The 14,043-nt window shown below is 63.4% G+C and carries 11 protein-coding genes; 9 read left to right on the top strand and 2 right to left on the bottom strand.

Annotated features, from left to right (window positions below; genetic code table 11):
- Positions 1-3: 3 nt before the first annotated feature.
- Both SMD31_RS07510 and SMD31_RS07505 read right to left on the bottom strand, forming a co-directional pair.
- On the bottom strand, positions 4-456 hold the full coding sequence (locus SMD31_RS07510; protein WP_320500189.1) for a cyclic nucleotide-binding domain-containing protein: 453 nt from the start codon (positions 454-456) through the stop codon (positions 4-6).
- A 70-nt stretch (positions 457-526) separates the two neighbouring features.
- Positions 527-3,247 (bottom strand): ABC transporter ATP-binding protein, encoded by a 2,721-nt coding sequence (locus SMD31_RS07505; protein ID WP_320500188.1) that lies wholly within the window; start codon positions 3,245-3,247, stop codon positions 527-529.
- A 237-nt stretch (positions 3,248-3,484) separates the two neighbouring features.
- Here SMD31_RS07505 and SMD31_RS07500 point away from each other — a divergent pair, with 237 nt between their 5' ends.
- From SMD31_RS07500 to SMD31_RS07460, 9 genes are read left to right on the top strand one after another with little or no spacing between them, the layout of a single operon-like run.
- Positions 3,485-4,702 carry a glycosyltransferase family protein gene (locus tag SMD31_RS07500; RefSeq protein WP_320500187.1) on the top strand — a complete coding sequence of 406 codons (1,218 nt, stop codon included), beginning with the start codon at positions 3,485-3,487 and terminating at the stop codon, positions 4,700-4,702.
- A gap of 15 nt (positions 4,703-4,717) precedes the next feature.
- On the top strand, positions 4,718-5,932 hold the full coding sequence (locus SMD31_RS07495) for a glycosyltransferase family 4 protein (RefSeq protein WP_320500186.1): 1,215 nt from the start codon (positions 4,718-4,720) through the stop codon (positions 5,930-5,932).
- A 48-nt stretch (positions 5,933-5,980) separates the two neighbouring features.
- Complete coding sequence (locus SMD31_RS07490; protein WP_320500185.1) at positions 5,981-7,132, top strand: glycosyltransferase family 4 protein; 1,152 nt, start codon at positions 5,981-5,983, stop codon at positions 7,130-7,132.
- Positions 7,129-7,728 (top strand): histidine phosphatase family protein, encoded by a 600-nt coding sequence (locus SMD31_RS07485; protein WP_320500184.1) that lies wholly within the window; start codon positions 7,129-7,131, stop codon positions 7,726-7,728. Before SMD31_RS07490 ends, SMD31_RS07485 begins: the two co-directional genes overlap by 4 nt.
- A complete protein-coding gene (locus SMD31_RS07480; RefSeq protein WP_320500183.1) occupies positions 7,721-8,890 on the top strand; it encodes a glycosyltransferase family protein in 1,170 nt (389 codons plus the stop codon). Before SMD31_RS07485 ends, SMD31_RS07480 begins: the two co-directional genes overlap by 8 nt.
- Positions 8,880-9,683, top strand: coding sequence for a polysaccharide deacetylase family protein (locus SMD31_RS07475; protein WP_320500182.1), 804 nt, complete (start codon positions 8,880-8,882; stop codon positions 9,681-9,683). Before SMD31_RS07480 ends, SMD31_RS07475 begins: the two co-directional genes overlap by 11 nt.
- A gap of 33 nt (positions 9,684-9,716) precedes the next feature.
- Positions 9,717-10,211 carry a hypothetical protein gene (locus SMD31_RS07470; RefSeq protein ID WP_320500181.1) on the top strand — a complete coding sequence of 165 codons (495 nt, stop codon included), beginning with the start codon at positions 9,717-9,719 and terminating at the stop codon, positions 10,209-10,211.
- On the top strand, positions 10,208-12,112 hold the full coding sequence (locus SMD31_RS07465) for an ABC transporter ATP-binding protein (RefSeq protein ID WP_320500180.1): 1,905 nt from the start codon (positions 10,208-10,210) through the stop codon (positions 12,110-12,112). The genes SMD31_RS07470 and SMD31_RS07465 overlap by 4 nt, the downstream gene beginning before the upstream one ends.
- Complete coding sequence (locus tag SMD31_RS07460) at positions 12,109-14,043, top strand: ABC transporter substrate-binding protein (protein WP_320500179.1); 1,935 nt, start codon at positions 12,109-12,111, stop codon at positions 14,041-14,043. The genes SMD31_RS07465 and SMD31_RS07460 overlap by 4 nt, the downstream gene beginning before the upstream one ends.

The following is a 14,043-nucleotide window of genomic DNA, read 5'->3' as shown; positions in this document are numbered from 1 at the left end:
CGCTCACTTCCTGGCCGCCACCGCTTCGCGCAGCTGGACGTTCATATGCTCGATGCGTTGTGCAAGGACGCGCATGACCTCGATGCCGATCGAGGGGAAATCCGTCACCATGCGGAAGAACAGCTCCTTGGTGATCTTGAGGACGGTCATCTTCTCGGTAGCGCGGATGGTGGCGGTGCGCGGCACATCCATCAGGATGCCGATCTCGCCCACGAAGGCGCCGGTGCCAACATCGGCCACCTTCAGCGGGCCGTTCTCGGTCTCGACCAGAATGTCGGCGGCACCGGCCAGGATGATGTAGGCGGCATCGGCCGTATCGCCTTGATGGAACAGCAAATCGCCCGGCTGATATTGCGCGCGCTCGCTGGCGAAGGCCATCAGCTTCAACTTGGCCGGCTCCACCTTGGCGAAAAGCGGTATGCGCTTTAGCGCCTCGACGTCTTCCTGAATACTCATCGCATCCATCCCGATAGCAACGTAACACGTCAATCTAACCCGGCAGTCCCGATAAGGATGCCGGCGCGAATTATCCCACGGCCTCCGGCGCACCCAACAGCGCCTGGAATTTTGAATTTGCCCGATCGAGATCGGCGGGCTTGCCCGTTTCGACGATGCGCGCGTTCTGCATCACCACGATCCGGTCGAAGCTGCGCGCCAGGGCCGCCGTATGGGTAATAAAAACCAGGGCGGCGCCCTTTAGATCCGCGCGGATCCCAACCAGAAGCCGGCGCTGGCTCGCCTCGTCAAAGGCCGACAATGTGTTGTTGAGAATGACAAGCTGCGGGCGTTTCAGCAAGGCGCGGATCAGCCCCGCCTTCTGGCGCTGGGCAAAGGACAGTTTCTTGCCGGCGGCCCCCACATTGAAGGTCAGGCCCACGGCGATCACTTGGGGTCGCAGGTCCAGGCTGTCGATGACCTCGGAAAGCACCGCGCCGATCTTCTGTGCGGCCTGGGCCTGGCCGTAAACCAGACGCCCGAAGAGGATGTTGTCCTGTACCGTTGCGGCGGCGTTGTAGCGGTCCGGGCCATAGAATTCGATCGCCTCGGCCTGGGCCTTGGGCAGCAATTCCCGGAACAGCTGGCGCGCCTTCAGCAGCTTTCCCTCCAGCGCGTCGTCAATGAGCCCCAAGCGGTGCCGCGCCTCGATATAGGGGAAGGTGAGGGCGATCAGCCGGCTCTTATCCTCCGCCGTTGCGGCTTCAACGCCAGTTCGCTGCAGGCGTGTCACCAATTGCTGGAAGTGCGGCAGATCCTCGGCCGAGATGAAGCTGAACTGCTCGAAGAAGGGATGACCCGCCGGCAGGTCGGCAAAGAGTTCCACCATGGTCGAGGCGATCTGCTGGCCAAGGGCGATGAGGTTGTTGGTCACCTCCGCGGCACTCAGCACGCCGGAAAGATGGGTGTTCGTGGCCAGTGCATCCGGTGCGAAGGTCGCATCGAGCGCGGTGCCGAAAAGGATATTCTCGGCCACCGTCATGTTGCGGTTGTAGTGCGCTGGGTCGAAGGGCTCGACCAGGCTGGCAAATTGCGGTTCGGCAAGACGCGCACGCACCGCAGCGCGGGCTTCCAGGAACTGCCCCGTCAACCCGTTATGGCTCTTTGATTCGATCCGGCCGCGCAGGCCGAACTGATAGACATCTTCCTCGAACTCGACCGTGATCAGCAGGGCGCGGACGCGCTCCTCCAGCGCGGCGCGGTCGGCCACGCCTGCGCCGTCATAATCGATCCAATCGGCGAAATAGTCGAAAGTCGGGCTACCGGCGCGCTTGGTCTCGTAAAGGCGCCGTTCATAAGCCACGAGATCGGCGCCTTCATAGACGGCTTGGCGCACTGGCCGATGCTTCAGGCTGTAAAGGAGGTTTTCCTCCAGCGACACCGGCAGCAGGTAGGTCTCCTCGCCAAGATAGGCAAAGCGCCGGCCGGTGATGGATTCGGGAAGATCGAGCAGGTCCCGCTCGCCATACCGCAGATTGCCGCTGAATGGGCGCACCAGCCGCGCCAATAGGGCGGCGACCGCCTCCTTGCCGCTGTTGTTGCCACCGACGATGGCCAGATGCTCGCCCGGCGCAATTTCCAGCGAGATGTCCTCGGCGAGTGCTGCACCACTTTCATCATGATAGGTGACGCGCTCCAGCTTCACCGGCGCGGGGTCGATCGCGTTCTCGTTGTCGATGTGCTGCAGGCGCGCGTCCATCATGCCCGGCGGCGTGAACTGCTCGATCACCTGGTCATATTTGATCTGCACATCCTGGCGCTGCTGGTCCCAATCGATCAGTTCCTTGATCGGTGACGGCAGGTCCTTATAGGCGCTGATGACGGCCAGCAGCGTACCGACATCGAACTCGCCTTTCAGCGCGTAATAGCCGCCGATCAGGAAATAGAGAAACGGCGTCGTCTGCGCCAACATGTTGTTGATGTATTTGACGAAGAACTTCCGCTGATAGAGCTCGAAGCGGATCTGGAAGATGCGGCCCAGGCGATGAATGATGTCGGCGCGCTCGTAGTTCGACGTGTCGTTGGCATGGATCTCGATGGCGCCGTCGACGCTTTCGGCAATACGACCGGCCAGTTGGCGTGCGGTGATCTGGCGCTGCTTGCCCAGCATCAGGATTTTGACGCGCAGTTTCGGGATGACGACGATCTGCACCGCCAGCATGGCGATGGTCACAAAGCCCATCGACATGTTCTGCATGAAGATGAACAGCAATGCCGTGGCGGCAAGACCGCCGAGATAGGCCGGGGTGATGAAGGCGTCGCCGATGAAGCCGCCCAGCGGCTCCACCTCATCCTTGATCATGGTGGCGATCTCGGCCTGTTTCACCTTGCGGAATTGCAGCAGCGGAAAGTGAAGGACGCGGTCGAACAGTTCGAAGCGCAGGCGGCGCAGCATGCGCTCGCCCAGGCGCCCTTTTTCCGTGTTGACCGTCTGCTTCAGCCAGCCATTGAGGACGACGAAGAACAGGTAGGAAAAGCACAGCGCGAAAAGGTAATGGAGCTGGTCGAACTGAAATCCGGAGAAGAGGCGCACCGGCCCGCCGAGGAAATCCGGCAAGGGCAGGGTGAGTTTCAGAAAGTCGGCAACCGCTTTGCCCTCGAAGGCCTTGCCCTGGATGGCATCGTTCACAATTCGCTTGGGCAAATCGAGTGAGACGAGATACATCACCTGCGCAACGACGACGATTGCCAGGATGGGGATCTGATCGCGCCAGGAATGGCGCCAGATATATTTAAATAGTTTTGGCTCCATGACCCCGGCTTTTCCCCGAAAGATGTCCCCAGCCCACCCCGGCCATCCAGCAATGGAGCCGAATTATCCCGCCATGTCAATGTCTTGGGCTGCGCGACCATTCGCGTGCAGTCACCAAACTTTGCCTTTCGAGGCTTATTTCTCCTGTGCCATACTCGCCCCGTCGGGTGGGTTGGTGCCCGAAAACACGGCGCACAGTGTTCGGGGGGATCGGGCCGCGTGCAAATGGAAGACGCCATGACCAGGGGCGCCCGCGTCCTTATTTATTCGCATGACACGTTCGGTCTCGGCCATTTGCGCCGCTGCCAGACCATTGCCCATTGGCTGGTCGAGCAGAACAAGGACATGTCGGTCATCATCCTGACCGGGTCGCCCATCATCGGCAGCTTTAATTTCCGGGCGCGCGTCGATTTCGTCCGCATTCCCGGGGTCATCAAGCTGCGTTCTGGCGATTACACCTCGCTGTCGCTCCTGATCGATACCGAAGAGACGCTGGCCCTGCGTTCCTCCATCATCAAGCATACCGCCGAAATCTTCGATCCGGACATCTTCATCGTCGACAAGGAACCCCTGGGCCTGCGCGGCGAGGTGACCGAGACGCTGGAAATGCTCAAGGAGCGGGGCACGCATCTGGTCTTAGGGCTTCGCGATATCATGGACGAACCGGCCGCCCTGGTGCCGGAATGGCGGCGCAAGAATGTCGTGCCGGCGCTCCGCGACCTTTACGACCAGATCTGGATCTATGGCCTGCCGCAGATATGCGAGCCGCTGGAAGGGATTGATCTCCCGAAATCGGTCCAGCGCAAGATGATCTATACCGGCTATCTGCACCGCTCGCTGCCGCAAGGCCCGGGTGCGCCCATGCCGCTGCAGAAGATTGACGCCCCTTATCTGCTGGTCACGACCGGTGGCGGCGGCGATGGCGAGGACGTGGTCGATTGGGTCATCCGCGCCTATGAAAACGACAAGCGCCTGCCTTATCCGGCCCTCCTCGTGCTGGGGCCGTTCATGCATTCCGACCGCCAGGCGGAATTCCTGGCGCGCGCCGCCAAGCTCGACAAGGTCGAGGCCATCACCTTCGACGCGCAGATGGAACATGTCATGGACCGTGCCATCGGCGTCGTCGCCATGGGCGGCTACAATACCTTTTGCGAGATCGTGTCGTTCGACAAGCGCGCCCTCATCGTGCCGCGCACGCGCCCGCGCATGGAACAGTTTATCCGCGCTGCCAAGGCCGAGGAACTGGGCCTCGTTGGCATGCTGGAAGACGACGGGGTGCGCGACTGGCGCAAGATGGCGACGGCTCTGCGGCAATTGCCGCAGCAATCGCTCCCGTCCGAGGTGGTGGTCCCGGGCCTGCTCGACGGCCTCAACAACGTCAACCGCCTCGCTCAGCAGGCACTCGAACGCGGCCGCCGCCCGGCCTCGCTCCGCCTCGCGCAACGCAAGCGCTAACTTTCGACTGATCCTGTGACCGGCAAAATCCTTTTCCTGCTGAAAGGCTATCCGCGCCTTTCCGAAACCTTCATCGCGCAAGAGATCAAAGCGTTGGAGCAACGCGGCATTCCATTGGAAATCTGGAGCCTGCGCTTCCCGACCGACAAGTACCGCCATCCGGTTCATGACGAGATCAAGGCAAAGGTCACCTACCTGCCGGAATATCTCTATCAGGAGCCGGGGCGCGTCTTTCGTGGACTGTTGCGTGCCGTGCGTCTCCCTGGATTTGGCCGCGCCCTGTGGCAATGGCTGAAAGACCTCATCCGCGATCCGACACCCAATCGCGGCCGCCGTTTCGGCCAGGCCTGCGTGCTGGTGGCGGAAATGCCGGCCGATACCGTGCGCCTCCATGCCCATTTCATGCACACGCCGGCGGCGGTCGCCTATTACGCCCATCTGATGGCCGGCACCCCCTGGTCCTGCTCGGCCCATGCCAAGGATATCTGGACCTCACCCGAATGGGACAAGCGCGAAAAGCTCCAAAGCCTCGACTGGCTGGTGACCTGCACGGCCAGCGGGCATGCCCATCTTGAGACCCTGGTCGACGACAAGGCCAAGGTGGCGCTGGTCTATCACGGTCTCGATTTCCGCCGCTTCCCGGAACCGCCGCCGCGCGATGCCCGCACAGGCCCGGTCGAGATACTGTCCGTCGGCCGCCTGGTCGAGAAGAAGGGCTATCCGACGCTGCTCGATGCCCTGGCGCAGCTGCCGCCGACAAGCGATTGGCGCCTCACCCATATCGGCGGCGGTCCACTCGATGGAGCGCTCAAGGCCCAGGCCGAGACATTGGGCATCGCCGCGCGCATCCAGTGGCTGGGCGCCTTGCCGCAGGAACAAGTGCTCGCCGCCTATCGCCGCTCCGATCTCTTCGTGCTGGCCGCCCAGATCGCCGCCGATGGCGACCGCGATGGCCTCCCTAATGTCCTGATGGAAGCGCAAAGCCAGCGCCTCGCTTGCATCGCCACCAATATCTCCGGCATTCCCGAACTGATCCGTGACGGCGAAACCGGCCTCCTCGTGCCGCCGGAAGATCCGGCAGCTCTTTCAAACGCGCTGCAATCCCTCATCAGCGACCCCGCGCGGCGCCAGCACCTTGCCGATGCCGGCTTTGAGCGCCTCCACGCCCATTTCGCCATGGATGCCGGCATCAACGATCTCGACCGGCGCTTCTGCATGGACCTCCGCTAATCACTTTTTCCTGGACCCTGGCCGCATCGCAAGGGCACCATCCGGGCCATGAAAATCGCCTTTTATGCGCCTTTGAAGGCCCCCGATCATCCCGATCCCTCCGGTGACCGTACCGTGGGGCGGCTGCTGTTGGCGGCATTGCGCCGGGGTGGCTTCACGCCGGTTATCGCCAGCCGCCTTCGATCACGCCTCAGTGGCGACAGCCTGGCCGAGCAGAAGAAATTCGCCGCCAAGGGCAAGGCCACGGCGGCGCGGCTCATTGCCAAATACAGGAAGCTGCCCAAGGCGGCGCGGCCCCGGGCCTGGCTCACCTATCATCTCTATTACAAGGCGGTGGATTGGATCGGGCCAGAGGTCGCCTCCGCCCTCGACATTCCTTATCTGGTGGCCGAGGCAAGCCATGCGCCAAAGCGCGCTAAGGGCCCGTTCCTCTTCTCGCATGACGCCGCCGAGGCAGCGATGAAGCAGGCCGCGGCGATCTTCTGTCTCAATCCCGTCGACAAGGAATGCCTGCACGGCATTGTCGCTGCCAAGAAATTGATCGACCTGCCGCCCTTTCTCGATATCGATGCCTTTCTTGCCGGCAATCCGCGCGGGCCGGACCGGGGACTGGGGCGCCTCAAACTCTCGCAGCAGTACCGGCTCGATCCCGATATGCCCTGGCTGCTGGCCGTGGGCATGATGCGCAAGGGCGACAAGCTCGCCTCCTACCACGCATTGGCCGAGGCATTGCGGCATGTGACCCGGGCCTATCAGGTGCTGGTGGTGGGCGACGGGCCGGCAAGGGCCGAGGTCGAGGCGGCTTTCACGCCGATCGCCAAGCGCGTGGTCTGGCTGAGGCAGAAGCCGGCTGAACACCTTCCCGAGATTTATGCCAGTGCCGATCTCTTCGTCTGGCCGGCGATCAACGAAGCCTTCGGCATGGCGCTCCTTGAGGCGCAGGCCTGCGGCACGCCGGTCATCGCCGGTGCCTCCGGTGGTGTTCCCGGCATCGTGGCGGATGGCGAGACCGGCTGGCTGTCGGCACCCGGCGACACCACGGCCTTCGCCGCCGATGTCGATTTCGCGCTGGAGCGGGAAATGGCCCCCATCCGCCTGGTGACCGCCGCGCATGCGCGCAAGTTCCACGATATCGCCGCGGCCGCCGCGACGCTGAAGAAGACGCTTGAGAAAGTCACTGGTGAAAAGGTGACCACATGAGCGTGCGCTGCGCGATCATTCGCCATGCGCCGACCAAATGGAATGTCGAGAAGCGCTTGCAGGGGCGGACCGATATCGGCCTCGGCCCGGAAGGGCGCATCGCTGCCGCCAGCTGGTCCGTGCCGGCGGACTGGCAGGATTGGCGCGTGCTCACCAGCCCCTTGACCCGCGCGCGGGAGACGGCGGCGATCCTCTTTCCCACCGCAACCGCCGAGATCGAACCGGCCTTGCGCGAGATGAGCTTCGGCGATTGGGAAGGACAGAGTCTCGATGCCCTGCGCGGGGCACCGGGGTCCGACGCCGAAAGTCGCGAGGCGATGGGCCTCGATTTCCGTGCGCCCAATGGAGAAAGCCCGCGCGAGGTGCAGCAGCGTCTCTTGCCCTTGCTCTCGCGTCTTTGCGGGGAGGGACGCGATGTCGTGCTGGTCAGCCACAAGGCGGTGCAGCGGGCGCTCTATGCCCTTGCCACCGGTTGGCAAATGACGGAAAAGCCGCCGGTCAAATTGAAGGACGGCCGCGCGCATCTCTTTCACCTGGGTAGTGACGGCAGGCCAGATGTCGTCGAACTGAATATCGATCTGGGTCACCATGGCTGAGGCACCGCGCATCGCCCTTTATGTCCAGCACCTGCTCGGCATCGGTCATCTGCGCCGGGCGGCGGCGCTGGCCCGCGCCTTGAGCGGGGTCGGTGCCAAGGTCCTGGTCCTCTCCGGTGGGATCAAGGTCGCCGATGTCGATTTCGGCGCAGCGCAGGTGCTGCAGCTGCCGCCCTGTCTTGCCGCCGATTCGGCCTTTTCCGCGCTGCTCGACGAAAGTGGCCGCGTCATCGACAGCGAGTGGAAGGACCGGCGCCGCGAATTGCTGCTGAAGGAGACCGCGGCCTTCAAGCCCGATGCGCTCATCATCGAAATGTATCCCTTCGGCCGCCGTCAATTCCGCTTCGAGCTGCTGCCGCTGGTCTATTGGGCGCAGAATGGCGGCCTGTTGGTGGTGAGCTCCGTGCGCGACATCCTGGTCGACAAGGGCCGCGACGACCGCGTGCTCGAGGCGGCGGATCTGGTGCGGCGCTACTTCGACCTGGTGCTGGTGCATGGCGATCCGCGCCTGGTGCCGTTCGAGCGTACCTTTCCGCGCGCCCCATCCATTGCCGACAAGCTCACCTATACCGGTTATGTGGTCGAAAGACCGGCAGCGGTCCCGGCGGCCGATCGGGCCAATGGCGAGGTGCTGGTCTCGGCCGGTGGCGGCGCCGTGGGCGGCCCGCTGTTCAAGGCGGCCCTGGCGGCGCGGCGTCTCTCCACTTTGAAGGAACGGCCCTGGCGCTTCGTCGCCGGGCGCAACCTGCCAGATGCGGATTTTGCGTTGCTCGAGGAAGCGGCGCGGATCGATCCCGGCATCGTCGCCGATCGCTTTCGCGCCGACTTCACCCTATTGCTGGCGTCCTGCCATGTATCCTTGAGCCAGGGCGGCTACAACACGGTGATGGAGTTGCTGGCATTGCGCACGCCGGCGGTCATCATCCCCTTTGCGGAGGGGCAGGAAAGCGAGCAGGCCTTGCGCGCAGCGCTGCTCGCCGAACGCGGTGCGCTCGACATGCTGGATGGCGACAATCTCGACCCGGCCCTGCTGGCGGCAACCCTGACGCGCCGGGCGCAGGCGGGGGCGCTGCCGATGGACCTCGATCTCGACGGAGCGCGGCATTCGGCCGAGATCACGCTGGCCGCCCTGGTGAAAAAACGTGGTCAGCATGGCGGATAAGCCCGTGGCGGATTGGGATGCGCTGGCCCGTGAATGGGACCTGTGGCGCGCGGATGATCGTCAGCCCACCCTGTGGTGGCGGGATGACGACGCCGTCGATGTAACCCCGGCCCTCGATGAGTTGCGCCGCGTGGCGCGGGTGCCGCTGGCATTGGCCGTCATTCCGATGGCGCTGGAGCGGCCCTTACAGGAACGGCTCGGCCCCTATCTGCGGAACTGGGGGCAGGTGCGGGTGCTGCAACACGGCGTCGGGCATCTTAACCATGCCCCGGCAGGCGCCAAGAAAAGCGAGTTTCCGGCGACCCGCGCCTTGGGCGAGATCGAACTGGCCCTCACCGTCGCCGCCACCTTCCTGCGCGACACCTTGGGGCCGGACGTGCTGCCGGTCCTGACCCCGCCCTGGAACCGGATTGGCGCGCCTGCTTTGGAATTGCTGCTGCGCCTGGGCTTTCACGGCGTGAGCCGGTTCGACGCGTTTCCCTATGTGGCAAAGACCCCGGAACTGCCGCGACTTCCCCCGTTTCGCGAAATTAACACCCAGATCGATGTCATTGACTGGCGCGGCACCCGGGGCTTCGTGGGCGCGGAGCCGGCTTTGGGTTGGCTGGTGGCCCATCTGTCGGCACGGCGCCAGGGCGTCGTTGACCCCGGCCTGCCCACCGGAATCCTCACCCATCACCTCGTTCATGATACCGCCACTTGGCGATTTCTTGAGAACCTGCAAGATTGGCTCGCCCGGCGGGGGGAACTGGGTGTATTCCAGGATCCCCGCGCCTTGTGGCCGTTGCCTTGAAGCGGCGAAAATGGGGTTAGGGGTTGGCGTTCCATGCTTGAGTTCCGGTATCCGCTCTCGGCATTGGTCAAGGATTACCTTCTGGGAGTTCTGGGCCTTGCCGCATCCGTCCAGATATTGTCCGCCACCGAAATGGGTACCGGCATCTTCTGGTTTTTCTGCGGTCTTGCGGCCTTCTTCGTCATCGTCACCGGCAACGCGGCCAATCGGCATGTGACGCGCATCACAGTCGGTGAAGATGGCATCCGTTCCGGGCCCTGGATGTCCCGTTTCATCGCCTGGCAAGACCTCAAAGGGTTGAGTTTGCGCTTTTACGCGGTACGATCCGTGCTGGGGCGCAATAAGGGGGGCTGGATGACGTTGAAGCTGAAATCGGGGAATGGGAGCACCATCAGCGTCGATTCCGATCTGCCGCATTTCCAGAGCCTGGTCACCAAGGCGGCCCTCGTCGCCAAGCAAAACGGCGTCCTGGTCGATGCCTATACGGCGCATAACCTGCTGTCGCTGGGAATCGAGGTGCCGGCATGACCGATCTGCTCTCCGTCCGCAATCTGGCGGTGGATTTTGCGCTGGAAGGCGGCAACGTCCATGCCGTGCGCGGCGCCAGTTTTCGCGTGCCCGCCGGCAAGACCGTGGCCCTGGTGGGCGAATCCGGCTCCGGCAAATCGGTCTGCGCGCAGGCGATCATGGGCCTGCTGCCGAAATCGGCCGCGATCCGCTCGGGCGAAATTCTGTTCGACCGGCGCGCTGGCAGCGGCGGCGATTGGGGCGCCAAGGGCGGCATCGTCGACATCGCCAAGCTTGACCGCAACGGTCCGGAGATGCGCGCCATTCGTGGCGGCTCGATCTCGATCATCTTCCAGGAACCGATGACCTCGCTCTCGCCCGTCCACACGATCGGGCATCAGATCTGCGAGGCGCTGCACCTGCACTCGAAAATGTCCGACGCCGAAGGCAAGGAGCGCGTCGCCGCGATGCTGCGCGCGGTCGGCTTCCCGGACCCGGAGCGGGCGCTCAAGACCTATCCCTTCGAGCTTTCCGGGGGCCTGCGGCAGCGCGCGATGATCGCGATGGCACTGGTGTGCAAGCCGGCCTTGCTCATCGCCGACGAGCCGACCACGGCGCTCGATGTCACCATCCAGGCGCAGATACTGAAATTGATGGCCGATCTGCAATCCGAACTCGGCATGGCCATGCTGATGATCACGCATGATCTCGGCGTCGTCGCCAACATCGCCGATGAAGTGGTGGTGATGTATCAGGGCGAGGTGATGGAATCGGGATCGGTCGAAGATATTTTCCGGGCGCCGGAACACCCCTATCTGAAGGCGCTGCTCCACGCCGTGCCGCGCTTCGGCATGCGCGCGGACGAGCGCCTGGTCCCCATTCGCGAGATCAAGAGCGAAGCCGGGCCGCTCTTTGCCGACAAGAAACCCTGGCCGCAGAATGCCGACGAGGCCGGGCCGCTGCTCAGCGTCAGCCATGTGTCCAAGGCTTTTACGATACGCAAAAGCGGCTTCTTTTCCGGACCGTCGCAAAAATCGGTGATGGCCGTCTCGGATGTCAGTTTCGACGTGCAGCGCGGCGAGTGCTTGGGGCTCGTGGGTGAATCCGGCTGCGGCAAGACCACGCTTTCCAAGATCATCATGAAGGCGCTGTCGCCCGATAGCGGGGAGATCCGCTTCAACGACCGCGGCCGCTCGCTCGACGTGCGGCACATGAAGGCCGCGGACCTCGCCGAATACCGCAAGCGCGTGCAGTTCGTGTTCCAGGATCCGATCGGCTCGCTCAATCCGCGCATGACGGTGTTTGATATCATCAGCGAGCCATTGGTCATCCATAATGTCGGCACGCCGGAATCGCGCAAGGAGATGGTCAAGGAGTTGATGGCACTGGTCGGCCTCGATATCCGGCATCTGCGCCGCTATCCGCACAGCTTCTCCGGTGGCCAGCGCCAGCGCATCGGCATCGCCCGCGCGCTGGCCCTCAGGCCCGATCTCATCATCTGTGACGAGCCTGTCTCGGCACTCGACGTCTCGATCCAGGCCCAGGTCCTCAATTTATTGCGAGATTTGAAGGCCAAGCTGGGCCTCACCTACATCTTCATCTCGCACAATCTGGCGGTGGTCGATTACGTCGCCGACCGCATCATGGTGATGTGCGCCGGGCGCGTGGTGGAACTGGCGCCCACCGCCGAATTGTTCCGCAACCCGGTCCATCCCTATACCAAGGCGTTGCTCGCCGCCGTGCCCAACCCGTCGCTCGACAATCCGCTCGATTTCAACCGCGTCATGGAAGGCAAGACCTCGCTGCCATCGGCTTGGGCCGCACCTTTCACGATCGACGCCGACAATCAGCCGACCCTGGTCGATATCGGCAATGGGCATTGGGTGCGCGCCGCGCTCTCGATCCGGAGCATTGCAGCATGAAGAGGATCCTGCTGACGGCCGGTCTCGCGGCTGCATGGGCGTTGATGGCACCGCTGGCATCCGCGGCGGAAGTCGGCAGCTATGTGAGCCCGCCTTACTTCGCGGACGCCGAGGCCAAGGGCGACCTGCCGCCGGTGAACGAACGCCTGCCAGATCACCCGTCCGTCGCCACGATGGACGAGCCTGGCCGCCAGGGCGGCGAGATGCGCATGTTGATGGCGAGCCCCAAGGACAGCCGCATCCTCGTCGCCTATTCCTACGCCCGTCTCGTCGGCTATGACCGCCAGTACAAGATCGTCCCGGACCTGCTGGAAAGCTACGACGTCCAGGAAGGCCGCATCTTCACCTTCCATCTCAGGAAGGGCCACAGATGGTCCAACGGCAAGGCCTTCACCAGTGAGGACTTCCGCTTCTGGTGGGAAGATGTCGCCAACAACGCCGATCTGATGCCGGCCGGCCCGCCGCGCATCCTGCTGGTGGATGGCGAGAAGCCCAAGGTCGAAATCATCGACGAAACGACGGTGCGCTATAGCTGGTCCAAGGCCAACACGGATTTCCTGCCGGCGCTTGCCGCCGCCGGCCCGCTCTACATCTACGCGCCGTCGAAATATCTCAAAAAATTCCATCAGAAATATGCCGACCCGGCCGAGCTTGAGGCCGCGGTGAAGGACAGCGGCCAGCCGAGCTGGGCAGCGCTCCTCAACCGGCGCGGCAATCAGTACCGCAACGACAATCCAAAGCTGCCGACACTCGATCCATGGGTCCTGCGCGTGAAGCCGCCGGCGGACCGCCTGGTCTTCGTGCGCAATCCCTATTACTACCGGGTCGATGCGCAGGGCCAGCAATTGCCCTATCTCGACCAGGTCGTCTTTGATGTGGCCGAGGGCAAGCTCATTCCGGCCAAGGCCGGTGCCGGCGAAACGGATCTCCAGGCGCGCTACATCCGCTTCGACAACTATACGTTCCTGAAACAGGCGGAAAAGAACGGGCGCTTCAAGCTCTATCTGTGGGACGACAGCCGCGGCTCCAATTTCGCGCTCTACCCCAACCTCAACTGCAACGATGAGGGCTGGCGCGCGGTCAACCGCGATGTGCGTTTCCGCCGTGCCCTCTCGCTGGGTATCGACCGTCACGAAATCAACCAGGCCATCTATTACGGTCTGGGCAAGGAAAGCGCCAACACGATCCAGTCGCTGTCGCCGCTGTTCAAGCCGCATTACCAGACGGCGTGGTCGAGCTATGACGTCTCGACCGCCAACCGCCTGCTCGACGAGATGGGCCTGACCCAGCGCGACGACGAGAATTTCCGCACCCTGCCCGATGGCCGGCGGATGACAATCATCGTCGACACGGCGGGTGAGTCGACCGAGGAATCCGACATCCTCGAACTCATCAAGGACAGCTGGCGCGAGATCGGCATCGACATGTTCGTGAAGCCGTCGCAGCGCGAAGTGTTCCGCGATCGCGTCTTTGCCGGCGACAGCGTCATGTCGGTCTTCTTTGGCGTCGATAACGGCCTGCCCACCCCCGACATGAGTCCGCAGGAATTCGCCCCCTCGACGCAGCAGCAGCTGATGTGGCCAAAATGGGGCCAGTATATCGAGACCGGCGGCATGAACGGCACGGATATCGACCTGCCCGAGGCGCAGAAGCTGGCCGCCTTGCTAAAGGCATGGCGTGAATCGACCGACACGCAGGCCCGGGCTGGAATCTGGGGCGAGATCCTGCAGATCTGGTCCGAGCAGGTCTTCACCATCGGTACCGTCGCCAATATCCCCCAGCCCGTGATTGTCGCCAAGGGCTTCCACAACGTTCCGGCCAAGGGCATCTGGTCCTGGGAGCCGGGGGCGCATTTCGGCCTCTACAAGCCGGACAGTTTCTGGGAAGAGAACCCGAAGGAACTGAGCCCCGTCGAAAACCGGCTGCAATAG

The organism is Dongia rigui (assembly GCF_034044635.1).
GTDB classification, from domain to species: Bacteria; Pseudomonadota; Alphaproteobacteria; order Dongiales; family Dongiaceae; genus Dongia; species Dongia rigui.
Note: the sequence above shows the minus strand (reverse complement) of the source record. Positions and strands in the feature narration are given on the sequence as shown.